This is a genomic window from Saprospiraceae bacterium (assembly GCA_016713025.1).
Classification (GTDB): Bacteria; Bacteroidota; Bacteroidia; order Chitinophagales; family Saprospiraceae; genus OLB9.
Window position 1 is genome coordinate 806940 of sequence record JADJPZ010000004.1, and the last position, 25985, is coordinate 832924.

Consider the following 25985-nt stretch of genomic DNA (forward strand, 5'->3'; position numbering starts at 1 on the left):
AAAAAAATATATTGAAGTACCACACCATTTTGAAGTTATCTTCGTATAATTAACTAATATCAAAACCCATAAGTTGATTGTTCCTTAATAAAAAAAATAGTTTTGACCCCAATGATATCAATAGTATCATTGCTGCTTGTCTGAGAAAAGAGAGACAAGCTCAACAAACATTGGTAGAACAATATCTGCCGTATGGCAAATCTATTTGTATTCTTTATTCTCAAAACACTTTGGATGTTGAAGAAATGGTCAATGATGGTTTTGTAAGGGTATTCACCAATCTTTTAAAATTTGATAGTTCAAGATCATTCAAATCATGGCTTAGGGCTATTTTTATCAATAGTTGTATTGACCATTATCGCAAAAATAAATCGTTTTCTTTGATGTCATCCATTGACGATGTACATGAGTTTGAACTGGATTATCAAACAAACGTCATAGACGAAATGGCTGCTGAGGAACTTCTATCGGTGATTCAGGAATTAACACCCGTCTATCGTATGGTCTTCACACTTTATGTCGTAGAAGGATACAATCACAGAGAAATAGCTGATATGCTCGGAATACAGGAAGGCACATCAAAATCTAACCTGAGAGACGCTCGTACAAAACTTCAACAATTGGTTTACAAAAGATATGGTCATCATTATCACAAACTTAAAATCTTAAGGGCAAAATGAGAAAAGAAGACTTTGACAAATCCGTTAAAAATAAGTTACTCTCTATTAAGGAGGATGCTATCACTGCTATTGAAGTTCAAAATGTATTGAATGTCATCAATCATAAGCCAGTAACCGTCAGATGGTACCAGAAGAATTTATTTAAGATATTTTCATTGAGTCTTATGGCAGCCTTAGTGGTAGGAGGATATTTTATTATTCAAAAATCTGGACATTTTACTAAAAATGATCCATTGAATGATGTCAAAGTTATTACTAAAAAAATTACACAACCATTACTATCAAAAAATGAGGGTCACTCTTCAAACTTGTCAGCAAATCGAAATGAAGCATCAAAACATGAAATCCAACCAACGGACAACGGTATAAATCATCTCGAAAAGTCCATAAAAAAAGCTCCAACCACTGCCAAAACTTCATTACAATCTTCTATCCGTGAAAAGATCGGATTTATACATAATTACTTCAATGAAAGGGAGGGGAATAATGAAGTTTTCACCAGCCGGAATGTTCTAAAAACAGAAATAGATACTCAAGAGCTGACACAGCAAAATGAACAGATTAACCACATAAATTTGCATCATTCTGAATCCAATCCCAGTTACAAAAAGGGAGAAAAAAATGCCATTGATGTCCCTGATAGTTTCGTTAGTATTGAAAATCCTAAACACAAGGGTGAAAACGGTCAGGAAGATACTCGTGAACAGGAAGATGTCAAAGTCCTTGTAAAGGATATAACCTTATTATCAGCCAAACCACTGATGTTGCATTTTCCCGAGAGAGGATTTGACTTTCCAACTATACAAATCAGACCTTCGTCCAAAAACCAAAAGTGGGCAATTGGAATTACAGGTGTTATAGGTGATGTCCCGAATTACGCAGCAGGATTATTTGCTGAGTATCATCTGAATAAAAGATGGACAGTTATCTCAGGAATTGATTACGTGATGAAGGGAGGGAGGTCATATAATAATCCTGTCGTATATATAAATAAGACAGGTCTGGATTTTTACAATACTTACAGCGTCGTTTTTAAACCTGATCTGTTTAACATCCGAATCAAGGAAAACTATATAAGTGTGCCGCTGGCAGCGCGCTATTATCAGCCGATTTGGAAAAGGTACTCCACATTTGCAGGAGTTGGTATCAGGTACCAGTCGCTGAATATCCAGCAGGTATCTTATACACTATCTCCCTCAGGTACAGGTGATGCTATTGAAAAAACCTACATCAGAAGTGCCGACCAGGCCTTTCATAGACTTCTTTCACCTAGTGCTGAGCTCGGATTTTCTGCTGCTTTTGGTCGGTATAGTTTTCAGGCTTCTGGTCTGATCCGTACAGAACCTGATGGTGAAAACAAACACCATCCCGGTAATGAACCCAAGCCTGAGATTAGGGTATATTTTAGCAGGAAGTTTTGACAAAAGAGTGATAGGTTATCTGTAGTAAGCATGATTCTACTCGAATCAATTAATGATTTTTTACCCCTGTAATATCCTTTTTCTGATAACTACAATCCTGAATTTATTTAATATTTCACGGAAAAAGAAAAAATATTTTAAAAATATTAGTAAAAATATATTGATAAACAATAAATATATATTATCTTTGCATTGTAATTAAAATTTAATTGTAATGTCAAAGAAAAATGATTTAGTTTTAGATGTATTAAATGTATTGTCCTGGATAATTTTTATCGGACTATGTATAGAGGCCGGAGCGTTGCTTTTCAATTTTGTTTATACGCTTTTCAAGCCCATTGCCACCCACAATGTGTATAAAGGTCTCGACCTTGCAGATATGTATCAAAACCAGTTTAACCATTATGTGGGTATTATGAGTTTTGCCATTGTGCTGTCATTGCTGAAAGCATACTTGTTCTATCTTGTGGTTAAGATGTTTACGAAACTCAACCTGGTAAAGCCCTTTAGCATAGAAATAGCCAAACTGATAGAAAAGATAAGTTATGAAGCCTTCGCTATTGCTATCGTTAGCATTGTGGCACACAAATACACCGCTAGACTCATTGAGTCAGGATATAAAGTGAGCCTGATTGAAGAATATTGGGATAATGTAGCAGCATTTCTGATGATGGCGGCCATTGTCTTCGTCATATCGCAGATATTTAACAAAGGGATAGAAATTCAGAACGAAAACGATTTAACAGTATAAACCATGCCCATAATAGTAAATGTTGATGTTATGATGGCTAAGCGGAAAATGTCGCTCAACGAGCTATCGGAAAAAGTGGATTTAACACTTTCTAATCTTTCGATCCTGAAAACAGGAAAAGCCAAGGCCATAAGATTTAGCACACTTGAAGCCATTTGTCGGGCATTGGATTGTCAGCCGGGAGATATATTGGAGTATAGGAGTGAATGACGGTTTGCTTTATGGCATATCTAATTATTGAAATAGTAATGAATTATTCAATAAACATAAAGATGATGTTGAATCTTAACCCTAATTATCATGACAGTTGAACCAATCTCATTGATCAACTTAAATGACTTAACCCATTTATCCATAGAGCTATGGCCAGAATGTGATTTTGAAGAAGAGTTACAAAATTGGAAATCAGTATTGATGTCTTCAAATCAAATTTGCCTTCTTGCTAAATATAATAATGCTTATATTGGCTTCATCCATTTGTCCATTAGAATGATTATGTAGAAGGGGCGAGTAGGGAAGATACTGCCTATATTGAAGCATTATTTGTTAAACAAAAATGGAGACATAGCAGCTTTGCCACGGAGCTTTTGAAAAATGGTGAAACCTGGGCAAAGTCATCCGGAATATCACAAATTGCCTCTGATACTGAAGTAGAAAATGTAGAGAGTATCGCATTTTACAAAAAAGCAGGATTCAGTGAAGTAAATAGGGTAGTTTGTTTTATTAAGGATTTGTAAGTTTTGAAAATTTCTATATAAAAAAAATAAAAAAAATGTCTTGATCGGAAAAGAAACGTCCCGAAAGATTAAGCATAACTTGACATGATACGACGAAAAATATACTGCCGAACAAAATAAAATTCTCCACTTAGAGCCAAATGATAAAAGTTTAAACATCCTCTAATCAAATACAATAAATTAGAGCTTTTTAGGCACAAAAAATAGGTGTACAGATTAAATACACTTCAGTTGGCAGAAAATGGATGTGTTGGTTTTAAAAGTAGATAATTTTGTTTTACTTTTACAGCAAGAAACTAACCATTGTGAAATTTACAGAATCACAAATTTAATCTATCGCACCTGACGACGCATCGCTCAAGGCTGGCAAGGCATTGTCTGGCAAAAATCAGTGGCTTACTGCTAGTTTTACCGAAAGATCACTATGGGGAGAGATCAAAGGAAGTGGATCGAAGCCATATCAGACCCAAGTAGATATCCACAATATTGCCTTCAAATGTAGTTGTCCATCCCGCAAATTTCCTTGCAAACATGGTATCGGACTCATGCTTTTGTGGGCCAATGATCCGTCAGCAGTAACAGCTGGCACCGAACCATCTTGGGTAGCAGAATGGATGGACAAAAGGGTAGCCAAAGCTGAAAAGCCCTCCGAACCAAAAGAACAATCCGAAGAAGACATTGCCAAATCCGAAAAATCCAAACAAAAGCGAGCCGATGATCATATGATGTCCGTAGAAGCTGGTGTGGAAGAGTTGACCCCCACCGACCCATTTATCACCTGCGGTATCAAAAACTATGGCTTCATTTTCAGTTTCATAAATATCTACTATACGTTTTCCGAAGATCAGCTTAAGTCCAAGTCCTTGGACCAGGTAGTTAGTGATAGCGGGTATGGTTTTCCTACTGTCTGCATTGATTTCATCAGGAAAAAATAGTGCTCCTTTGACATAACTATCTTTGAGCATAGGATATTTTTCTTTACACTGTTGCGCGGTGATCAGCTGAGATGGATATGCGTTTGCCGTATTGATATGGTGCAGCTCTTCTATGAGTGTCATTTCATCTTCGTCAGAAGCTATATAAATACTACCTTCCTTTCGCACGAAGATATCAGTATTTGCAGCTATGTCCAGATAATGTTTTGTAGAAGCAATACCATATTTTTGCCACTCCACACCAAACCCTGACGGCACTACCTGACCAAAATTAAGAATACTGGCTCCCATAGCCTGATAGTTTTTTTCAATCATCAATACTTTTAGGCCTTTTTTAAGTGCGTGGTAAGCGTGAGACAAGCCAAGTATGCCACCACCGATAACGATAAGGTCGTGCTTAAACATATTTTTGCTGAAGATTTATATCTGATACCATACTTTTTCCATGATCCGATTTATGAAGTAATGCAACTATCCAGATATGCGTGAGAATCATAATCATGACACCTATGATGCCAGCTACAACACACAATACAGTATAGAACTGTAGCCAGGAAATGCTTTGATTACCAAAATTTTTGTACAAAAGAATCCCCACACTACTCAGATAGCCAAATGCATCCACGATGTATATAAAAAATCCTACGTTTGCAGTGATCCTGAATGCCCCGATCAATCTGTCAAAAAGGATACCATTGTACAATATATAGGGTACAAATAAACCCACACCTGTAATCATCATCCACAACATACCACTCAGATTTCCCGTGTAAAATGCCAGTGTCGCCAAAACCAAAAGGACCAAACCAGCAATTGTCAACCAGAGATTGAGCAGCAAAGCTTTTTTGTTGTCTTTAATTCTGTAAAGTGCACCCAAAAGTATAAGTAGCAGCACAGTAGCAGGAATTTCTGATGTGGTATAGACTGATGCATCATCTCCATAACCTAGTCCTTTCCATATTTCTACCCCAAAATTATCCCTGACATCTCTGATCATAGTCAGAATGATATATCCCAAGATAAAGAGTACCAACACACCGCCAAAGTTTTTAATAATCGTTCTTCTTTCCAATGGAGACATTGGAAGTCTTTGTACGCGTTGCTCCATATCCGATTTGTTTTGAGCCGGTATCATAGTCAGCATCCATACAAACAGCAATGTCAATGGCACAAAAATGCAACCAATCATCATGGGCATCATTTTTTCAGAAATACCAGACTTAACCCAATATTGTCCTAGCGTTTTGGCCACTCCTGATGTAAAGATAAAATTGGCGCTCAGAATTACAGTCAGCAACTCAGTAATGCTACGTCCTTCTAAGTATTGAAAAACTACTCCCCAAATCAATCCTAATGCCAGACCATTGATAAATAACCACAACATACTCCATACCGGACTACTAAAGTAAAATAGACTCAAACCCGTCAAAGCTAAGCCAATCAACCCGATGTAATAATTTGCTCGGCTATCAGGCTTCATGGATGAGATAATGCGGATACCTAAAAACTTGGAACACGCATAACCGGCCACTTGTGAGACGATTAACACAATCTTATAATCCAGTCCAAAGAGCATTTGCCCTTCAAATAGAGCAGCAGCATATGGTTTTCGATACATATACATACAGAAGTAAGCTCCAAATGCAGCCATACTTGCCCATAGTGTTAAAAAAACCGGATGAGCTGACATCTGATGGTGCAGGTACGTCCTAATTTTCACAAAGTATTGTTTACGAAATCAATGATTTCTATCAGCTCCCTCAAATGATGAATGATATAATCCGGTGTCGCTGTACTTAAAATAGCTGCAGACTGTGCCCCTGTAGTGATGCCTATACTGTATTTCACTTTAGCGTTTTTACCTTCTTCTATATCGACTACAGAATCTCCTACTTTGATACATTCCCATGGTTTGATTTGATATTGATGTAATGCATAATGTATCATATCCGGTGCAGGTCTGCTGTGGGCGACCATATCTGCAGTAACCAATAAATCGATATCCCGGCCAGGAATGATATTTACCTTTTGCAGGATATCAGAAGCAACAGCATGCGTATATCCTGTATTGAATACCACCTTAATGTCTCTTTTATGCAAAAAAATACAAGAGCGCTTTAACCCCTTCAAACAGTTTCATCTGTATGGTACTATATGCTTCTTCGAGCAGTGTAGTAAATGATTGGTAGATTTCCTGAGCTATAGCTTCATCAGGTATTTCGTTTAAAACTTCGGCATATACAGTTTTGATGGCATCCAATTTTTCCTTACCGGCACCATGCATCAGAACAGTCTCCAGTTCTACAACTATCTTATGATCGACAAACGCTTTGGTCACACATTTATAGACCATATTATCTTCGTCGATCGTAGTACCAGCCATATCAAAAACGACCATTTTTATCATCACAAAGGTTTATTTGGTTATAAGCCACAAATTTGATATTTTGTGATGAGCTAATGATGTGATCTCAGGTTATGTATTTGTTATATTTACATTAAGGGAAGGTGATGGCGTGATGAAAAGTATTGATTTTCTTAGGTGTATATAAATCAGAAATACACTAATCAATATACTTCACTTTATACTCAACAAAGTTTTTGCAATACTTTCAGTTAGTTCCGTGCTGACCTGTACATCTGCTGCAAATTTAGGCCATTGAGAGATGGTGTGGTATATTTCAGAGATGATGCTCTTTGATTTTTTACATTTGATGGATTCCCCTACGGCCATTAGGTCATCTTTCGAAATATTATTTCTTTTGTTGTTGATGCTCAAAGCATGTTGACTCACCCATTCGCTTCCAGGGCGGTAAGCATGGCAGATATCGTATGCAGGTGTTAATTCCCATTTTTCATCTTTTTTTAATCTGAAAGCAAAATTTTTGGTGTGGTCGTCACAATTTCGAGCTATGACATTAAAAATCATTCGTCTATACATTTGCTCCATGTCTTGGTAAGTCAATTTTAGCTCCCTCATAGTTTGGAATAACTGTTCATAACTAAAACTATTCACCATGTTGAAATCAAAATGTTTAAGGGCACAAAATGTCTGAATATGATGCTTGGTCGCACCACCTTCACGGTCAAATCGTTTGGTCATAAAATGAGCCCTACCATTTTCTTTTAATAGTCGAGATGGCATCATATCTATTCCACAAGCTACAGCCATATTGTAATAAGCCATTTCCACTCTACCATATCCTTTACTTTTTCCTAGTTGGACATCGCTGACGTTGTCCAATTTTATCAACCAATGTTCAAATCCATTTGGCGCAATTGTTTGACCTGACTTCACTTCCCCCGTTTTTTCATTATACGCGATGACTGCTTTTGGGCGAGCACCACCAGCTGATGTGCCTATTTTCAAAATCTCCAATACTGCTTTTTCTTCATCCTTTTTGAGATTTGTAGTAAAAGATTCTCTTTTGGTAAGCATTTTTTGGGCGATGTCCACGAGACTATTTATCTCAATAGAAAATGCCTTTTTACTATCGCTCATCGTAGCAGGTTCAAACTCTAGTGCGCCCATGCCTCTATTTCCTATGAAGCACAACATTTCTACAGGGTTCATGCTGTCTTGTGGACGTCCTTGTTGGGCTAACCAAATATTGATCAACTGATTTCCATATTTGTCGGGTAGTACATCAGCTAATAAGCCGGGCATTCCTTTGAAAGTATCGTAGTCTGCATTTTTGTTTCTACGTAGTTCAGGGAATGTAAATATTCTATTTGCAGATGCAATAGGAAGCTTTAAGGGAGCTAAATCCCATTGGAGTTTTTTAAATTTAGAATCAAACTCAAAACTTGCAAAACCTTTCTTCTCGTCCCAGGAAACAGCTCCTACAAGTTCTCCCCATATTTTCACGAATGCCGTATTCATAATTCCACTTTATATCTTTTTCATCTGATTTGCCACTAGCTCTTTTGCGTTTAGTTTGTTCCATTTTTGCCAAAGCTAGTGGACTAATGGTTTGTGACACTGTAAAAATTTCCATTACATGCAATAAATCCAATACTCTCAACACTTGAATAAAAGTAGCCAAAGTGACCGTTTCACCACGCTCCAATAAACTTAATGTAGAGCGGCTAATCCCTGCAGCTTTAGCCAATGTATCTTGTGTTTTGTTTTGCTCCATGCGATGGTGTCTGATAAATACACCAATATGCTCTGCCAAAGCATGATCACTCATGGAGTCCCAATTTGTGTATGATAAACCAGTCATAAAATACAATAAATGATATTAGTGAATGAAATACAATACAAAAATAGGGTGTATTTATGAATTAGGCAAGTATTATTCAAATATATCTACATTCTGTATGATATCTCATTCATAATGTATTGTAAATGTATTTTGTGAATGATTTAGCATTCATTGATTTGCAAATAGTATTATTCCATTAAGTTCTTTATTCCGCAAAAACATCAACTCACCACAACTTAACCATACCTTAATATCGGAGATACCTACTGGTAAATAAAAAAAAGCACATTCCCACACATTGAGAAAATATTTTTTAGGGTCTAACCACAAAAGTAGGTAGAAATGATCGATATAATAGTCAATATTTGATTATTTGTTTATGAAGACTTTAAAATTCTGGTTCAGGGATAAAAGCTATTAACTCTGTACATCTTTTTCACTTCATCATTCCTGGAAAAAACCCTTCAATTGCTGTCATTATTTCATCTTTTTTTCTACGAGAGATCTCTATTTTGTCTCCATTTGTTAACTCCAAAAATCCACCGTCGGCTTTGATGAATTTAACTATTTTATTGATGTTTATCAGATGAGAATTGTGAATCCTTAAAAATTTATAAGGTGTCAACAATTCATCATATTCCTTTAGAGTTTTGGAGACTAATATTTTTTTACCACCTTCAAGATAGATGGTAGAATAATTACTCGAGCTTTCGACTCTAATTATATCTTTTACATAAGGAAAAATCATACCCTCGTGTGTATTTACTGTAATCTTTATTTGATCTATATTTGACTGATTGATCTGTTGGAGTAGGACATTCAATTGATTACCAAATTGTTGACTGGGTTCTACTTTTTGAAGACGACTAGAGACGTCCATTAGATCGTCTTTAGATATGGGTTTTAGGAGATAATCAAAAGCACTAAATTTGATTGCCTTGATAGCGAATTGGTCAAAAGCTGTAGTAAATACAATCTTAAAATCAATTGTTTTTAGTCGTTCCAAAAATGTAAAACCATTGATGACAGGCATCTCAATATCCAAAAACAGGATATCTGTGGTCTCCTTTTCAAAATAGTCGAGTGCTAATTGAGGCTTGATGAAAGATTGTACCACTTCGATAGAAGGACAATAAAGTTTGATTTTTTCTGTAAGTGTTTCTATGCAGTGCATCTCATCATCAATAATTATTGCTTTGGTCATGATTTGAATATTTTTTAAATGATGGGAATTAGTACAACAACCTTTGTACCACAGGCGATAAGATTGCTATCATACAAATCTTCTACAAAAAAAGTGATTTCTATATTGTTTCTCTGATTATATAGGTCGATTCGGTTTTGTGTGATGTCTATGCCATAGCTTTTGTGTTCGTGGTTTCTGTATGTCTTTTGTGCTTTAGATTTGGCTCGACCTATTCCATTGTCTTGGAGGGTATATTCCAGATAATCGTTGTTGTTGATGGTCATGGAGATGTTAAGTCGTCCACGTTTGTCTTCGAGATGTTTAATGCCGTGAAGGATGGCATTCTCGACATGTGGTTGCATGAGCATCGGAGGGATATTGATGTTATCTTCTATGATATCATCAGGTATATCATAAAGGACATCAAAGGCATCGCCTGTACGCAGGCGTTCAAGCTCAATATAGAGTTTTAATGTTTCGATTTCTTTGGCTATAGGTATCTGTTCAGATTTGCTATTGTCCAAAATATTGCGAATAAGTTTTGAAAACTTACCAAGATATTCGGATGCTATAATTTTTTCATTCTTGAGGATAAAGTTTTCTATGCTATTGAGACTATTGAAAATGAAGTGTGGATTCATTTGGCTGCGGAGTGCGTCGAGTTGAGCACCCTTAAGATCTTCGATGGTTGTTGCTAATTCTTTTTTATTTGATTCTAGTTCAGTTTTTGTTTTTAATTCTGTAAGTTTTACAGAAATATTTGCTGCAATCGTACTTAAAATTTGAATATCATTTTGAGTAAAATGATCCACTTCAGGGTGTTCTGCATCTATGATCCCTATGACTTCTCCATCAAGTAAAATGGGTACACAGATTTCACTCAATCGCACCATTTCATCTACTCTATATCTGGCATCCAAGCGAGTATCTTTGATGAGTACACTCTCTTTGGTCTCTGCCACATAACCCACTACTCCCTGACCCAGTACTACATCAAATACTTGTTTGTCGATTTCTTCTATAGATCCTTTTGGTCCGTAACCTGCTTTTTGAATCAATTTGCTTCTGTCATCATTCCAGAGATAAATCATGCAGTCTGCATAATTTAACTGGCCAATCAAGTTTTTTGCGACATCCCACAAAACATCATTTTCGTTATTAATATCTTTAAGTGAGTTTGAAAAATAATGACTAATGCGTGATAACTCATATTGGTTTTTGTATTGCTCGGCAGCCAATCGTTGGATCTCGATTTCTTGTCGTTGTTTTTCTTTTTCTGTTTTAAATCGCCATCTTATCAGCAACGAAATTATTGATAATATGCCCAAAATAGATCCATATTTGAAGGTACTTGTCTGGTACCACTTGGCTATAATAGTAAAATGTACTGTATCGATATTGGAAAAAAGTGAATTAACCTTGCCACGAACCTCAACGGTGTAGTCTCCCGGCTCTATGGTATTGATAGGGACAATGCCTTCATTACATTCTATCCATGTAGTGTCTCCTCCCGTATATCGGTAGAAGTATTTTCGGTCTGCCTTAGTAGTATAATCTATAATATTGAACAATATATTTACAGGGAAGTCTTCAAAACTTAGGTCGATCGTCTTTTGACTATTTTCATTAATTTTATAGACTAGGCTACCACCATTACCTTCCACTTCACTAATAACAACCGTAGGTTTTATCGTGGGTATGACATTGAATTGGTCTATGGAAATTCTTGTAATAACACCCGTGTATCCAACATTTAAAGTATTAATACTATCAACAAAAAAGGGCACACTATTCTCTGTCGTAGATAGTGGAAGTCCATCTTCACAAGTCAAATGTTTTACCATTCCTGTTTTAGGATTAATTTGAGTCAATCCAATGCTAGTCAATACCCAAAGATTCTTTTGATGATCTTGAGTAATTTTTCTAGTTATATTGGTATGCAATTTATTAGCTAAAGAATAGTGAATTTCTTTTTGATCACTTAAATGGTGGCAGATAAGACCTCCTTCTCCAGTGATCCAAAGATTTCCAAAGTCGTCAAAGAAAATGTCATATATGGCCTTGACTTTCTTATTATTTGCATTGATATGAGATTGATGGATGAATATATTTTTTAAGCTATCATATTTAAAAATTTGAAAATTACTGAGCGTCCATATATTGCCTTCTTTATCTTTTGTTAGGTTTAGCAAAGATGGGAGTTCTTTTTTCTTATCAAGATCAGCATGTAGACGAATAGGAGAAAAGGTCTTTGCTTTAAGGTTGTATTTTCGAATTTGACCTTCATTTGTCCTAATCCAGTATTCGTCTGAATTTATCGATACCATGTTTCTTAAGACATTGATTTCATTATTAGGAAACTCCATCGACTTTGGAGAATAATGGACAGGAGTAATTTTATCATTTTCATACAATGCCATACCTGAAGCCCCAAGAAGCACAACTTTATTCGGAGCAATCTCTAACATCTCTCGCACATCCAAATCATATTGTTTGCCCTGGAAACTATATTTTTTTATGGTTTTTGTAAGCTTATAATTTTTATCATATACTCTAATCCCATTAAAACCTAAAATACCAAAAATAGAATTACCATTCGCCATTTGTAGGCCGCATCGCACCAAACCATCATAAAAAATGTCAAATGGTTTTCCTCTTTCATAAACATATTCATTTGTAATGGCTTGTCTGAGAGGCTTTGCCTCTAATAGTCCTTCAGCTGAAGTTATGTATATGCTACCATCATAACCTTGTAGTAGAAAGCCTGGATACAAAGTACTATTCGTTTCATTATCAATGGTGAGAACTTGAGATGTATATTTTTTTGTCACTGGATCAACGATATATATACTTCCTGTAGTCGATTCACTGCAAAGTATCCAGTACTTTCCTTTATGATCTTTCAATTCTGTAATGTGAGAAACACGTTTGTTATTGAAAACATTGATTTTTTCTTTAGTAATTTCATTTATGATGCTAAGTCCTCCATTCCATTCACCATACCAAATAAGGCCTTGATGATCTTTAAACAAATACAACACTTCATAAGCATCACTTTTGACAATTCGTTGCCTATTATTTGTATTAGGATCGAACTTAAATAAGCCATGTATACTATATAGATAAATTGAACCATCCCATTGTGGTTCGGAAAGATGTCCGATGATATCTTTGCTAAACTTAGGATGTGTATCATCATCAGGGTTTCCTTTTAAACCAGTATTTTCAAATTTGGCATTTTGGGGATTCAATTTATACAAACTCTTTAAATCTGAAGATGCAATAAATACTTCTCCATTTGGTGCAAGTCTTACATACCCGAAAGGATTCGAAGTAGTATCGTTGTATTTGTACTCAAAGTTTGTAAAAGTATTGTTTTTCAAAAGACTTATACCCATACCATGATTTATCCAAATATTACCTTCTTTGTCTTCTGTAGTCATTGATACAGAATTTGACAAGATGGTATTGGAGTCGTTTGTATTGGTTCTATATACTTTAGTATTTTTGCCGTCCCATCTGCATAATCCATCGTAGGTGCTTACCCAGAAAAATCCTTTAGAATCTCTCATGATATGAAACAACGATTTATTAGGGAATGAATAAGTATTGTGATTTCTCGTGAAAGTAAACTTAGGGAAATCTTGACCATACAGTTGTAAAGAAAAGCTCCAGAAACAAATCAATATAAAGATTTTAGTTTTGATATTAACAAATTTATTATCTGAAAAAGATATCATGATTATAAAAGTATAAAATTACAACATTCTTACATTTTTCTATTATCAACTTAGAAAATGGTTGGTTTCGATTAGAGATCGGTAAGGAGATATTCTCCCTGTAACATCATTTAGATTGAACAATCCATACTCTATAAGGAATTCGTATCGCCCATACAGGGCTAAAACAATTTCAGGTGTTATATCAGGCCTGAAGGGTCAATATTTTATTGTGATGGGCAGCACCCATAAGATCAATTTGAGTAACAATGCCCTTCCCATTATCAGGATGATTATTATCAATAACAAAATCATTTATTGTAAATAATGTAGGAATTTGACACTTAATCCCAAACATATTTTTCATCAAATTCAATATTGTGTGCTACCATAATTTCCCTATATTCATCTTGAAATCCTTTTTTCTTATGATGGATTTTTTGTCTTTCAATATACCTGACCACACCTTGTACACCACTTTGACTTACAGAAAATACACCATAACCATCTTGCCAATAAAAATCAACTAATCTAGGATCAAGCGTCTTAATCCATTTAGAAGAACTTTTTTTGACTTCCTCGACAAGTTTTGACATAGACAATGGACGATACAGTTTACACAACAAATGAACATGATCCAAATAACCTCCAACAGATATAGTTTGGCAATTCAAATTATTCATTGTCTGCCCTAGATATCCATATATATCTGTTTCATATTCCGGTAGGATTAATGGCTGTCTATATTTGGTACTAAAAACTATGTGGATGTTTACATTAGAAATTGATTGCGGCATATCTGATTTTATTTTCCAAAAATAACACTTTTCATAATAACTAAGTTATGTTGAAATTTGAAATTAATATTTTATGAAATTGTCAAAAAATTTTGTGCGGAAAGGGCGATGCCCATTCCTATTGAACTGACACCCATTCAGGGCTAAAACAGTTTCAGATATTATATCAGGCCTGAAAGGTCGATATTTTATTGGGATAGGCTGCACCCATCACAACGCCCATTCCTATTGAACTGACGCCCATTCAGGGCTAAAACAATTTCAGATATTGTATCAGGCCTGAAAGGTCGATATTTTATTGGGATGGGCTGCGCCCATCAAACCATTGGATGGGCAGCACCCATCACACCTAGTGAAATATAAATAATCTTTAAATAAAAGGGTAAGGTTTACATTTTATTTTCACCAATTTTCATCACACTTTTACCGAAATCTAATTCATCATTACCGAAATCTATTTAGGTACCGTCGGTTTGAAATCCTTGCAATAGCTTTGTCATATAATCTTTTGGAATATAAGTTTACACGGATTATGAATCTTTTATTTCATCAAAAAATAATTCAACATGAAAAATTATCTTCTTTTATTTTTCCTTTGCGTAGCTGTATTTGCTAATGCCCAAAATGTGGGTATCAATAATATGGACCCTCAAGCTGCACTAGATTTGAAAGGAGATTTGCGATTGCGTACAGCAAACTTAAAACTGCAAGCAGCTATAAATCATAATGTCATATTAGATGAATACGGTAATGGAGTAGTGTATCATTTCATAGGTGATGCAGTTGCGAATGGCGGTGCGATCACAGGTTTTCAAGCCTACAAAGATGGACAAATTATCACTATATTTAACAATTGTACCTCTGAAGATATCATCCTTCATGATGCTGGTAATACTTTAAGTTTAGGAAGTGATAAGAAATATAGAATATTGACAGGTACAGGCCAAAGTGCAAATATCAAACTGAATGGTTCTATCACTCTACGGTACGATGGAGAAAAAGAGCGATGGATTGTATTAAATAGTCATTATGTAAATGGCTTGACTGCTACCCCATGGCTGATTAATGGAAATAATATAAGCAATAGTAATACTGCTAATGTAGGCATTGGCTTATCAGCTCCCTCTGAGAAGCTTCAAATAATTAACGGTAATATAAAAATTGGAGAAAATGGCTGGGGTTCTGCTGCTGATAATAGATTATTAAAATTTGGAGATGGCAGTTTTGTAACCATTGGCGAAGTGGGAGGATGATAAAATGGAAATAAAAGCAAACGATATAACTCTACAAACAACCATCACCAAGATACCTAACGGTAACCTGGGTATTGGAACTGGTGCTAACTCTATACAAAATAGATTACAAATAGGCAATCCGACAGGTTTTGTAAATAACGATATTGCTATTGGCAACGGTACACAAGCCATGTCATTATACCAAAGCCCTACTGCTTCAACTTTTCACACCAATACTAATTTTGCTTTTATGCCAGCTAGTGGTACAGGTAATTTAGGAATTGGAACTGATACGCCAACTCAAAAACTTCAAGTATTAGGAAATATAGCCTTAGGCAATGAAATGTATTCTACAGCAACTGCTGGATTGAATATAGTGCCTATTGGTGTCATTAAAATTAATGAAATTGGGGATAATAATCACAACGGCTATTATTTTACACCCTTTTATACAAATGAAGTTGGTAATTTGGGTTATGGTGGAGTTCGAATAATAACATCAGGAGCCGATGATGGTAGGATATTTAACATTCATCTTAATCCAGCAATAACAAACAATTATGTAAAAGTAATAGTTATTGGAGGTGCGGGATTTAACAATTCTAATGCAAGTGCAGCTATATATAGTGCAAAAGCTGAAATAGTTCCTTCGGAACCATTAGGTAACCCAGCAGGCTCTGGAGGTTTATCGTTAAAGATTTTTTATTATGGAGATAATTTGAATTACATGACACCGAATGGAACTTTTTTAATTTATGGAATAAAATAATTTACAAAAAAAGGATGTAGGGATGCAAACAACATCCATTGTCACTTATTTTCATTTTCGATCCGATCATAAATTGAATTACCGAAAAAAATAACCTTAAATTCTGGAACTACAATGATTATATCACCAGGTGTACTGTTTAAGGTGAATGGGCAGTAAGGTTTATAAAGTCATAAGTTGATAAAGTTTTTCTCTCCAAATTCTTAGTCGGCATTTCCGATCTCTAAGTCAAACCCACCACTTACCCTTTTCTCATAAATGGTGCATCTTTTATGTATATGTTTATGACAATTTTGAAGATCATATTTAATAAATATCAATGAGCAGAATTTTATCCTTTATTTTCTTTATCTTTATAGGTTTGGTGGCAGAAGCACAATGTCCTAATGGAAATATAACACTCACCACACAAGCTCAGATCGATAACTTTGCTGCAACTTATCCTGGGTGTTCCAATACCGAGTATGGTATTACTATAGTAGATGATAATGATAGGATGGGCAATATTACTAATCTCAATGGCTTGAGTGGACTTAATTCGATTGGGGGGTTCTTTCAAATTGCTCAAAATGATAATTTAACAAGTACGCATGGTCTGGGTAACATTACTTCGGTAGGTAGTTATTTTACCATTATTGATAATCCTAGCTTGGTCAACCTTGATGGACTAAGTGGCGTTAGTTCAATTACAGGTTTTCTTCATATTGAGAATAATGACGCCTTGACTAATGTTGATGGTTTGAGTAAAGTCTATGGTATTGGTAACCTTTCAGGTATAGGAAATACTTCATATAATAGTATCATTATTAGACGTAACGATTTATTAGAAAATATATCAGGTTTAAAAAATGTACTAACAGATTTCATCACCAGTATAACCATTACCAACAATCCACAACTCGCTTGGTGCGACCTCCCCAACATCTGTTCCTACCTTTCCAACCCGGCAAAACCTTCATCTATATCAGACAATGCTCCAGGCTGCCAATCAAGACCCCAAATCATTACAGAGTGTGTATCACCTTGCCCTACGAGTGATTTTACCTTGAGTACCCAAGCTCAAGTCAATTCTTTTCCAAAAGATACCAAGGTTGCCAAGATATGCCATTCAACATCACCATCAATGAGTCTATACCTGGCCATATGATCCATCTTGACAGCTTGTATGAGTTGCAAACTATCAAAGGCAATCTTTTCATATGGGACAATACCGGCTTGACCAATCTTGATGGCTTAAGTAATCTTGACTCAATAGGTGGTTATTTTTCTTTGGCTGGCAATACTAGTCTAACATCTTTATCAGGCTTAAATAAACTGGACAGCGTACAAGGTGGATTCGAAATAAGCAACAATGCTTTGACCAATCTTAATGGCTTAAATCGTTTAAAAAAAGTTAGTGGATATTTTGCTATTTTTTCCAATCCTACTTTGACTACGTTTGCGGGTTTGGATAGTTTGACTACAGTATCTGGCTTGACTATAAGCAACAATGATGCTTTAGTAAATGTAAACGGCATCAATAAACTAAAAACAAACAATGGTCCATTGAGAATATTCAATAACGCAAATCTTACTCAACTTCTTGCTTTAAATAATTTGACATCAATAAATGGTTTCCTGGAAATATACAACAATAATGCATTGACCTCCCTGGCAGGATTGGGTAATATTGACAATGCTGGTATCACAAATTTAATCATAACAAACTCAAGTCAATTATCTGCATGCAGTTTGCCAGGTATCTGTTCCTATCTTTCTACTGGGAAACCTCACACCATAAGTGGCAATATTTCTGCTTGTATAAACAAAGACTCAATAAATCAGTACTGTGGTCTACCATGCCCCTCTTCTAATGTCTATTTTTCAAAACAAAGCCAGATCGACATTTTTCCTACTTTATATCCAAGCTGTACTGTATTGCCTTCTGACCTTAGTATTACATACTCATTGAATATCACAAATCTTGATAGTCTCTTTCAGCTGACAAAAGTGATGGGCAATGTTAGAATAAGTTATAACAATAGCCTCATCCACCTTAATGGTTTGAGCAATCTGGATACCATCGGTGGATCACTAACCATATCAAAAAATCCTATCAATCAATTAGGCATGACTAATTTAAAAAAGATAGGAAGCTTCTTAGATATATACAATAATCCATTACTCAAAAACCTAAATGGATTAGGAAACTTATCGTCCATCAATGGTGGATTGTACATACAGGACAATAACAATTTGGCATCTATCCATGATCTTACAAATGTAAATTTTGACACTTCAGCTACAATTGTCATTGCTAACAATCCAAACTTATCATGTTGTACAATGCCTAATTTGTGCAATTATTTAAATAACTCAAATAATGCGTATGTACTAGGAAATGCACAAGGATGTATAGATAAAACACAAATCGTCGAAGGCTGCAATGGGACATTTTTTTGGCTGGGTACCACTAATGCCAACTGGTCCACCTTATCCAACTGGCCCTGCGGCATGATACCCAATACCAATGCCAAAGTAGTCATCCCAGACAATGCACCACATCAACCTACCGTGGATATGAATATAGAAGTTAAAAAAATAACGCTAAACGCGGGAGCTACCATGAATATATCACCAGGTGTAGTCTTTAAGGTGAACGGGCAAAATTAGGTTAATACGTGAAAAATTGGTCCAAAGAGCCATAAAAAAACTTTGTTCTTTTCCAATTTTCATCAGAATCTTACCTTTCTCTAAGTCCACGCCACCGAAATCTAATAGACCGAAATTATGATGCCCACGTAATCTAACTTTGAAACATAATTTATCAAAAAAAATAATTCAACATGAAAAATTATCTCTATTTGCTTTTTATTTGCGTAGCTGTATTGGCTAATGCCCAAAATGTGGGTATCAATAATACGGATCCGCAGGCTGCTCTAGATTTGAGCGGAGATTTGAGGTTGCGTACAGCGAACTTAAAACTGCAAGCAGCTATAAATCATAATGTCATATTAGATGAATACGGTAATGGAGTAGTGTATCATTTCATAGGTGATGCAGTTGCGAATGGCGGTGCGATCACAGGTTTTCAAGCCAATAAGGATGGGAGAATTATTACTATTTTTAACAATTGCCTTACAGCTAATATAGTACTTCACGATGAAAGCAATCCCATAAGTTTGGGTAGTGATAAAAAATATAGAATATTAACTGGCTCTGGTGATAGTGCGGTTATCTATCGCAATGGTTCGGTCACCTTAAGATACGATGGCGGTAAAGAACGATGGACTGTAGTGAGCAGCAATAATGTGGATGGATTATCTACGCTAAGCAATACCTGGAATACATTAGGAAATGCAGGTACTACAACAAATAGTTTTATTGGGACAACAGATGGAAAACCTCTTAGAATACGAATTAATAATGTTTCTTCAGGCATTATCGACTCCATCTATCAATCTACTGCTTTAGGGTATAAAGCACTAAAAAACAATACAAATGGTCAAAGCAATACAGCATTCGGATATGAAGCAATGATAGAAAACACAATTGGTGCTAATAATTCTGCTTTTGGTGTAAACGCTCTTTCAAATAACTCGACTGGAAACAATAATACAGCAATTGGGCCTGCAGCATTATATTCAAATGTTACCGGTTCTGAAAATGTTGGTATTGGATTTCAAGCATTAGCTAGTAATGAAGGAAGTTCAAATGTAGCTGTTGGTAATCAATCATTATTATCTAATACAACAGGTAAAAATAATGTGGCCATTGGTGATAATTCATTGTCCAATAGTATGGTAATTAATAGTCTTGTAGCAATTGGAGATAGTGCAATGTACAAGAGTACAAACGGTGAACAAAATACCGCAATAGGCTCTAAAGCTTTGTATAATAATATTAGTGGTGATTTTAATACTGCGGTTGGTTATCTATCATTAAAAGAAAATACAGGCTCTAACAATACAGCGGTTGGTAGAGCAACATTATTTTTGAACTCTACAGGTGAAAATAATACAGCAGTTGGGACTGATGCAATGATACTAAATACAACTGGAAGTATTAATACAGCTGTAGGGAGTAATGCTTTGCGACAAAATACTTTTGGTTACTCCAATACTGCATTGGGTGCTAGTTCACTGTATACTAACACGACAGGTTATGACAACACCGCAATAGGCACAGGAACATTAAATAGTAATGTTGGTGGTAATGCGAATGTTGCTGTTGGTCGAAATGCTTTAGCGTCCAATATTTCTGGTAGTAGTAATATTGCTATTGGGCCAGGTACATTATACAAGAATGTGATTTCAAACTATCAAGTTGCTATAGGTGACAGTGCATTACATAATTTCCGAACTACTGACAACTTTATAGGTCGCAATATTGCGTTGGGAGCCTTTTCTTCATATAGTAATATTGCTGGAGATGATAATATAGCATTGGGCTATAATTCTCTTAGTGAAAATCTTTTTGGAAATAGAAATATAGCAATTGGTAATGGAGCACTACAACATATGGGTTTTGATTTACCTATTAATTCCCAATATGCCAATGATAATATAGCCATTGGAACTGGATCACAAAGATCAGGTGCCGAAGGTCGTAAGAATACAACATTGGGACATCTATCATTAAATACAAACCTTTATGGTATAAATAATACAGCAGTGGGAGCTAATGCACTATTTTTAAATAGAGGAAGTGCAAATATTGGTATTGGAGTAAGTGCAGGATCTGAATCTTCTGATGCAGCAAGAGATGTAAATAACACTATCACAATTGGTAATAATGTTTCGACCAATGTTTCCAATCATGTACTCATTGGAAATCCCTTACATGCAGGCAATTATTATATTTGGGGAAGTGGCTGGGGTACAGCAAGTGATGAAAGGGTGAAAAATTCTGTGAAAGATGATGTACAAGGGCTAAGTTTCATAAAGAAATTAAGACCTGTGACTTATCATTACGATGTGGACAAGATATGTGAATTGGCAAATCAGAGACCTGAGACATTATTCGCTGAGGCAAAAAACCGTTCGAACAATCGGGTTTTTACTGGTTTTATAGCTCAAGAAGTGGCACAAGCAGCAAAAGAATGTGATTTTAATTTTAGTGGCGTTACAGCTCCCGTAGAAGGCTGGGATATATATACGCTCAACTATACAGACTTTATCATGCCTATGGTAAAAGCAATTCAAGAACAGCAGTTACAAATTGAAGACATGAAAAAATATATTGACTCTGCTAAATCTGAAATTCCAAAACAGCAATTAATCATTAATGCTCAAAATAAAAAAATTGAGGTCCTTGAAGCAGCATTAATTTCTATCAAAGATAAACTTGACATCAAATAATGTTGCGGTATTTATCGAAATTGCTTCTCATTTTCTTTCCTACAAAATACTCAACTCACTCATAAAAAAAATTAACCTTAAATAAATACATGAGCTTCCATCAAAATCTCCCGGAGCATAGTCTTTAAGGTATCTGGGCAGTTGTAAGTTTTGGTGTGGAAAATTGTTTACAAAGAGCTTAATTAGAACCTGTTTTACACCACTTTTTGTCATTATTCATCCTAACTCTTAGTCAAAGCATCCTAATTCTCAATACATAAAATTAAAAGGATATCATATCCTAATTTTGTAATAATAAATTCATATAAACATGAAAAAACAAATTTTTCTATTTTTTATAAGTGTCTCGACATTTGTCAATGCCCAAAATGTGGGTATCAATAATATAGACCCACAAGCGGCTTTAGATCTGAAGGGCGATTTAAGACTGCGATCAGAAACACTCTCGGGCATCATTAATGGTATAAATAATAATGTAAATATCTCTACTTTAAAATCGAGTGTTTATACGTTCAACCCATCGATAAATGGTTGTACTATTTCAGGATTTAATGGTGGAGTTGACGGTCGAATAATTACAATCTTTAATAATACCCTTGATGTAGTAGAACTAATTGACGAATCAAATGCAATAAATGGTAGTATAGCTGACAATAAGATTCTCACAGGTACTGGCAATTCGGCAATTATAGGTGGCAAAGGATCGGTCACACTACGCTATGATGAATCCAAAATGCGCTGGACAATTGTAAGCAGTAATTTTACTTCTGGACTTGATGACAACCCAAATCCTTGGTATACTGATGGCATTAATATTTTTAACCAAAACAGTGGCAATGTGGGCGTAGGTTCTCAGGTACCTGTTGCCAAGCTGCAGGTCGAAGGAGCAACAAGCAGCCCTACTATACCAGGTATGATTTCCAATGGCATTTTTAGGATAAATTCCAACAATGCTTCAGGATTGGATGTAGGTCAGATAAATGATAGTCCTTATTCATTTTGGATGCAAGGAGGAGCAATAGGAGTTGCATCTCTCCCTATGGCTATACAACCTCAGGGCGGCAATGTAGGCATCGGTACCACAGCACCTGCTCCCTCTGCTGTATTAGATTTAGCAAGCACAACACAAGGCTTTTTGCCTCCACGTATGACTGAAGTACAAATAGATGCTATAGCTACACCTGCAGAAGGCTTGATATTATTCTGTACAGACTGCAATTTTAAGGGCCTCCATCAGTTCATCAATGGAAAGTGGCAAGCGTTAAATGCCGTATGGAAATTAAAAGGGAATTCAGGTATAGATTCTACATGTTTCATTGGGACTACGGACAATAAACCATTAATTTTAAAATCAAATAATATAGAAATAGCAAGGGCCGATACAAACGGCAATTTGTATGTAGGAAACATTAATGTTAAACAAAGTTATAGTGTTATACCTGGTGTACTTTCATATACAAATCTGAATATTTCTGGAAATAGTATCCAAACAACGTATTTTCATGGATATGATTTTGGAAGTTCTGAAAACGCTGACTTAAAAATAAATACTGCTGGTGGTAATGTAGGCATCAGAAATTCAGGTCTAACACAAAATAAACTACAAATAGGAAATACACCAAATTTTGTTGGATATGATTTAGCGGTTGGAAATGGAATACAACAAATGGCACTTACTCAAAGTCCAACTGTATCCATTTGGTATTCGGATACAAATTTTGCACCTATGCCAGCTGGTGGTACAGGCAGGGTAGGTATCGGCACTACTGCACCCGAAGCACCACTACATGTAGTTGGTGCTGCCTTAGTTAACTCATCCTATGCTTTTTATGCAAAAGCTCTTAACGGTTTAACTGGAGCACCCATAACAAACACAGGTGGCGGAACATCTACTATTGATGTAAGTATTTATGCTAGTAATAGGGTATTAGCATCTGAATTTAATGCACAGTCAGATGCTAGACATAAATCTATTACAAATAGAAATGACAATACTTTAGCTCTTTCTAAATTACTTAAACTCGCACCTACCAATTATAAATTTATTGATACCGTAGGTAAAGGAAATAGAGAAAAACTAGGTTTTATAGCACAAGAAGTCGAGGCTGTTTTGCCTCTAGCAGTATCAAAAACTGCTGACTACGTACCTAATATATTTGCGATGGCAAAACTATTTTCCTATGAAGAGGGAAGTCATACGCTCACTATTTATCTTGAAAAAGAGCACGGACTTGAATTAAACGATGAGATTAAAATCGTATCAAGCTCTAATGAATTTGGAAAAATTACGAAGATCATCGACAAGAATACCTTCATTATGGATAATATACAGAAAAAACCTGAAGGCGTTTTTGTCTTTGGTAAAAAAGTCAATGATTTCAGAGTAGTAGATTATGATCATATCTTCACTTTAGGTATTTCCGCTATTCAACAGCTCGCAAAAGAGAATGAAGCTTTAAAAAGTAAAATATCAACGATTGAATCTCGATTTGATAAACTTGAAGCCTCACTAAAGCACACCCTTCCGTTAGTCTCTGATAGTAAGTAAATCTTAACACTAACTATTGAAATCTTCCATTGATTTGACATCAGTCCTATCATCACTATCAATAAATTCATTTATCCATTTTTTAACAATAAAATTTTTTAAATCATGAAAAAGTACTCTTTAAAATCATTAAGTATTATGGCATTTGCTACAGTTTTGGGAAGTTGCCAAAGTTCACTCACATCTGAGTCACAAGATTTCTGCCAGCTCACAGAAATTTCTGCCAATGATGGTTCCAGTACCAGATACACCTACAACTCCAATAATAAATGGGAGACTATAACTGTATCTGATGGGTCAAAATCTACAACCTACTATCTTGCTTATGACAAAACCACATCAAATGGCCCAGTCGTGAGCATTGGTAATACGGCCAATGGCTCAGTTTCAGTATTGGATTACAATAAAGATAATCTGCTGTCAAATGTTACCACCAATATCAAAAAATTGGACAAGGGATTGATTTTGGGAAGCAAAGCTACCGGTACTAACCACAAAATGGAAGTTAACTTTCAATGGAACAGCAGCAAACAGCTCATGAAAAGAACCTATGAAAACAATGTGGATATTACCATCAATAATGTCACCGAACCATTCCAATTCAGTGGATACGACACATTTGAATATGATGTTGCGGGCAATATCAAAAAAGTGAATTATTATACCAATGAAGAAATAAAAGTCGACGGCAAGATAGTAGTAAAGTCAGGTCTGACCGGGTATTCTATCTTTGAGTACGATGCCAAATCCAGCAAAATGATCCAACACCTGGGTTTAACCAACCTTGCATTGGACATCGATCTCAACGGGCAGGTACAAGTTGAACCCCGGGTGGGTAGTGCATCCGTAAGCAAAGTGACTTTTTATTCAGTGAGTGACGATGGTACTGTGACTCCATACATTACTACCTACACCAATACAAATAATGCATCTGGCTATTTGAACAAAACTGTCTTTGATGGTGACATGATCACCTTCACTTACAAAAATTGTAAATAGGCATTCCACTCCGAAAAGGTGTGCTGTGAATGATTAATCAGTAGTAAGGGTTAGTCAATGCTGTATAAGAGATGATGGTAGGTCCATCGGTGTCGGCTTTCAAGAGCAGGTATCAAACCGCTTTCCGATGCACTGATAGTAATAGAAGTGTGTTAAACGGTAGAAAGAAAAGGCTATCAAGAATAGTCAGGTACGAATTAAGGAGACAAACGAGAGTGAACCTGTGCTGAAGTTGTGAGAGGGTGGTACATTTTGTCAAAAGTTTGTATTCTTTTCTACAAGTGAAAAGCTGTAACGGGAGCTTGAATATTGGTTACAGGGCAAACGCAACTAAGCAGGTGTGAACTTAATTCAGGCTTTTATACGGAACTCAGGAAGTCCTTATAAAATGCAAAGAGAAGGGCACAAGTAGGCAATACTTACGAAGCTTAAAGTATCGATGATTATAAGGATGACGGATGCTGTTGTAGTAGTTATGAAGTGTTTGTAATGAACATGGAGCGAAGGGCAGCAGACATACAGTTTTAATTATTTAACCCCGCTATGCTTAGTATTTACTACGTCTGAGTGATGCCATGGCTGTGCTATGAAACGGAAATAGAATTAATGCCATATAATACATACAAAACACCAATATAAAATAAACACTTGACCAATTGTA

At 35.6% G+C, this 25985-nt stretch carries 21 protein-coding genes and 1 pseudogene; 13 read left to right on the top strand and 9 right to left on the bottom strand.

Going from position 1 to position 25985, the window contains the following annotated elements; genetic code table 11:
• The first annotated feature begins 77 nt into the window (after nucleotides 1–77).
• From IPK35_09780 to IPK35_09805, 6 genes and pseudogenes are all read left to right on the top strand, one after another.
• The gene (locus tag IPK35_09780) at nucleotides 78–680 is read left to right on the top strand and encodes an RNA polymerase sigma factor (GenBank protein ID MBK8053540.1); all 603 of its coding nucleotides are present in this window, start codon (nucleotides 78–80) and stop codon (nucleotides 678–680) included.
• Nucleotides 677–2101, top strand: coding sequence for an outer membrane beta-barrel protein (locus IPK35_09785; GenBank protein MBK8053541.1), 1425 nt, complete (start codon nucleotides 677–679; stop codon nucleotides 2099–2101). The genes IPK35_09780 and IPK35_09785 overlap by 4 nt, the downstream gene beginning before the upstream one ends.
• 214 nt (nucleotides 2102–2315) lie before the next feature.
• On the top strand, nucleotides 2316–2852 hold the full coding sequence (locus IPK35_09790; protein ID MBK8053542.1) for a DUF2975 domain-containing protein: 537 nt from the start codon (nucleotides 2316–2318) through the stop codon (nucleotides 2850–2852).
• A 3-nt stretch (nucleotides 2853–2855) separates the two neighbouring features.
• Nucleotides 2856–3062: a helix-turn-helix transcriptional regulator gene (locus IPK35_09795; GenBank protein MBK8053543.1), complete on the top strand. Its 207-nt coding sequence runs from the start codon at nucleotides 2856–2858 to the stop codon at nucleotides 3060–3062.
• A 320-nt stretch (nucleotides 3063–3382) separates the two neighbouring features.
• The gene (locus tag IPK35_09800; protein ID MBK8053544.1) at nucleotides 3383–3589 is read left to right on the top strand and encodes a GNAT family N-acetyltransferase; all 207 of its coding nucleotides are present in this window, start codon (nucleotides 3383–3385) and stop codon (nucleotides 3587–3589) included.
• 335 nt (nucleotides 3590–3924) lie between these two features.
• A pseudogene (locus tag IPK35_09805) lies at nucleotides 3925–4140 on the top strand (SWIM zinc finger family protein).
• Nucleotides 4141–4158: 18 nt separating this feature from the next.
• Here the strand turns inward: IPK35_09805 and IPK35_09810 are convergent.
• The 9 genes from IPK35_09810 to tnpA all read right to left on the bottom strand — a co-directional run bounded on the left by IPK35_09810 (nucleotide 4159) and on the right by tnpA (nucleotide 14434).
• Complete coding sequence (locus tag IPK35_09810) at nucleotides 4159–4929, bottom strand: FAD-dependent oxidoreductase (protein ID MBK8053545.1); 771 nt, start codon at nucleotides 4927–4929, stop codon at nucleotides 4159–4161.
• Nucleotides 4922–6244 carry a hypothetical protein gene (locus tag IPK35_09815; protein ID MBK8053546.1) on the bottom strand — a complete coding sequence of 441 codons (1323 nt, stop codon included), beginning with the start codon at nucleotides 6242–6244 and terminating at the stop codon, nucleotides 4922–4924. Before IPK35_09815 ends, IPK35_09810 begins: the two co-directional genes overlap by 8 nt.
• A complete protein-coding gene (locus IPK35_09820) occupies nucleotides 6241–6603 on the bottom strand; it encodes an HAD-IA family hydrolase (GenBank protein MBK8053547.1) in 363 nt (120 codons plus the stop codon). Before IPK35_09820 ends, IPK35_09815 begins: the two co-directional genes overlap by 4 nt.
• A gap of 13 nt (nucleotides 6604–6616) precedes the next feature.
• Nucleotides 6617–6934, bottom strand: coding sequence for a hypothetical protein (locus IPK35_09825; GenBank protein MBK8053548.1), 318 nt, complete (start codon nucleotides 6932–6934; stop codon nucleotides 6617–6619).
• A 168-nt stretch (nucleotides 6935–7102) separates the two neighbouring features.
• Nucleotides 7103–8410 (bottom strand): type II toxin-antitoxin system HipA family toxin, encoded by a 1308-nt coding sequence (locus tag IPK35_09830; GenBank protein MBK8053549.1) that lies wholly within the window; start codon nucleotides 8408–8410, stop codon nucleotides 7103–7105.
• Entirely contained in the window at nucleotides 8325–8750 is a 426-nt protein-coding gene (locus IPK35_09835; GenBank protein MBK8053550.1) for a helix-turn-helix transcriptional regulator, read from the bottom strand. The genes IPK35_09830 and IPK35_09835 overlap by 86 nt, the downstream gene beginning before the upstream one ends.
• Nucleotides 8751–9168: 418 nt before the next feature.
• A complete protein-coding gene (locus IPK35_09840; GenBank protein ID MBK8053551.1) occupies nucleotides 9169–9936 on the bottom strand; it encodes a response regulator transcription factor in 768 nt (255 codons plus the stop codon).
• A gap of 14 nt (nucleotides 9937–9950) precedes the next feature.
• Nucleotides 9951–13490, bottom strand: coding sequence for a histidine kinase (locus tag IPK35_09845; GenBank protein ID MBK8053552.1), 3540 nt, complete (start codon nucleotides 13488–13490; stop codon nucleotides 9951–9953).
• Between the two features lie 491 nt (nucleotides 13491–13981).
• On the bottom strand, nucleotides 13982–14434 hold the full coding sequence (gene tnpA, locus IPK35_09850) for an IS200/IS605 family transposase (GenBank protein MBK8053553.1): 453 nt from the start codon (nucleotides 14432–14434) through the stop codon (nucleotides 13982–13984).
• Between the two features lie 566 nt (nucleotides 14435–15000).
• Here tnpA and IPK35_09855 point away from each other — a divergent pair.
• The 7 genes from IPK35_09855 (at nucleotide 15001) to IPK35_09885 (ending at nucleotide 25324) form a co-directional block, all read left to right on the top strand.
• Nucleotides 15001–15687: a hypothetical protein gene (locus IPK35_09855; protein MBK8053554.1), complete on the top strand. Its 687-nt coding sequence runs from the start codon at nucleotides 15001–15003 to the stop codon at nucleotides 15685–15687.
• Nucleotides 15688–15691: 4 nt separating this feature from the next.
• Complete coding sequence (locus tag IPK35_09860; protein MBK8053555.1) at nucleotides 15692–16438, top strand: hypothetical protein; 747 nt, start codon at nucleotides 15692–15694, stop codon at nucleotides 16436–16438.
• Between the two features lie 319 nt (nucleotides 16439–16757).
• Nucleotides 16758–17585, top strand: a complete 828-nt coding sequence (locus tag IPK35_09865; GenBank protein ID MBK8053556.1) for a hypothetical protein — start codon at nucleotides 16758–16760, stop codon at nucleotides 17583–17585.
• Nucleotides 17540–19090 (top strand): hypothetical protein, encoded by a 1551-nt coding sequence (locus IPK35_09870; GenBank protein ID MBK8053557.1) that lies wholly within the window; start codon nucleotides 17540–17542, stop codon nucleotides 19088–19090. Before IPK35_09865 ends, IPK35_09870 begins: the two co-directional genes overlap by 46 nt.
• 173 nt (nucleotides 19091–19263) lie before the next feature.
• Nucleotides 19264–21777, top strand: coding sequence for a tail fiber domain-containing protein (locus IPK35_09875; protein MBK8053558.1), 2514 nt, complete (start codon nucleotides 19264–19266; stop codon nucleotides 21775–21777).
• 310 nt (nucleotides 21778–22087) lie between these two features.
• Nucleotides 22088–24325, top strand: coding sequence for a tail fiber domain-containing protein (locus IPK35_09880; GenBank protein MBK8053559.1), 2238 nt, complete (start codon nucleotides 22088–22090; stop codon nucleotides 24323–24325).
• A 105-nt stretch (nucleotides 24326–24430) separates the two neighbouring features.
• Nucleotides 24431–25324, top strand: a complete 894-nt coding sequence (locus IPK35_09885) for a hypothetical protein (GenBank protein ID MBK8053560.1) — start codon at nucleotides 24431–24433, stop codon at nucleotides 25322–25324.
• Nucleotides 25325–25985 lie beyond the last annotated feature (661 nt).

What these genes read in the sequence shown, in the direction of transcription:
- IPK35_09785 (MBK8053541.1), top strand. Translation starts at nt 677, where the DNA reads ATGAGAAAAGAAGACTTTGACAAATCCGTTAAAAATAAGTTACTCTCT.
- IPK35_09790 (MBK8053542.1), top strand. Translation starts at nt 2,316, where the DNA reads ATGTCAAAGAAAAATGATTTAGTTTTAGATGTATTAAATGTATTGTCC.
- IPK35_09795 (MBK8053543.1), top strand. Translation starts at nt 2,856, where the DNA reads ATGCCCATAATAGTAAATGTTGATGTTATGATGGCTAAGCGGAAAATG.
- IPK35_09810 (MBK8053545.1), bottom strand. Translation starts at nt 4,929, where the DNA reads ATGTTTAAGCACGACCTTATCGTTATCGGTGGTGGCATACTTGGCTTG.
- IPK35_09835 (MBK8053550.1), bottom strand. Translation starts at nt 8,750, where the DNA reads ATGACTGGTTTATCATACACAAATTGGGACTCCATGAGTGATCATGCT.
- IPK35_09840 (MBK8053551.1), bottom strand. Translation starts at nt 9,936, where the DNA reads ATGACCAAAGCAATAATTATTGATGATGAGATGCACTGCATAGAAACA.
- IPK35_09845 (MBK8053552.1), bottom strand. Translation starts at nt 13,490, where the DNA reads ATGAGAGATTCTAAAGGATTTTTCTGGGTAAGCACCTACGATGGATTA.
- tnpA (MBK8053553.1), bottom strand. Translation starts at nt 14,434, where the DNA reads ATGCCGCAATCAATTTCTAATGTAAACATCCACATAGTTTTTAGTACC.
- IPK35_09855 (MBK8053554.1), top strand. Translation starts at nt 15,001, where the DNA reads ATGAAAAATTATCTTCTTTTATTTTTCCTTTGCGTAGCTGTATTTGCT.
- IPK35_09860 (MBK8053555.1), top strand. Translation starts at nt 15,692, where the DNA reads ATGGAAATAAAAGCAAACGATATAACTCTACAAACAACCATCACCAAG.
- IPK35_09865 (MBK8053556.1), top strand. Translation starts at nt 16,758, where the DNA reads ATGAGCAGAATTTTATCCTTTATTTTCTTTATCTTTATAGGTTTGGTG.
- IPK35_09870 (MBK8053557.1), top strand. Translation starts at nt 17,540, where the DNA reads ATGCCATTCAACATCACCATCAATGAGTCTATACCTGGCCATATGATC.
- IPK35_09875 (MBK8053558.1), top strand. Translation starts at nt 19,264, where the DNA reads ATGAAAAATTATCTCTATTTGCTTTTTATTTGCGTAGCTGTATTGGCT.
- IPK35_09880 (MBK8053559.1), top strand. Translation starts at nt 22,088, where the DNA reads ATGAAAAAACAAATTTTTCTATTTTTTATAAGTGTCTCGACATTTGTC.
- IPK35_09885 (MBK8053560.1), top strand. Translation starts at nt 24,431, where the DNA reads ATGAAAAAGTACTCTTTAAAATCATTAAGTATTATGGCATTTGCTACA.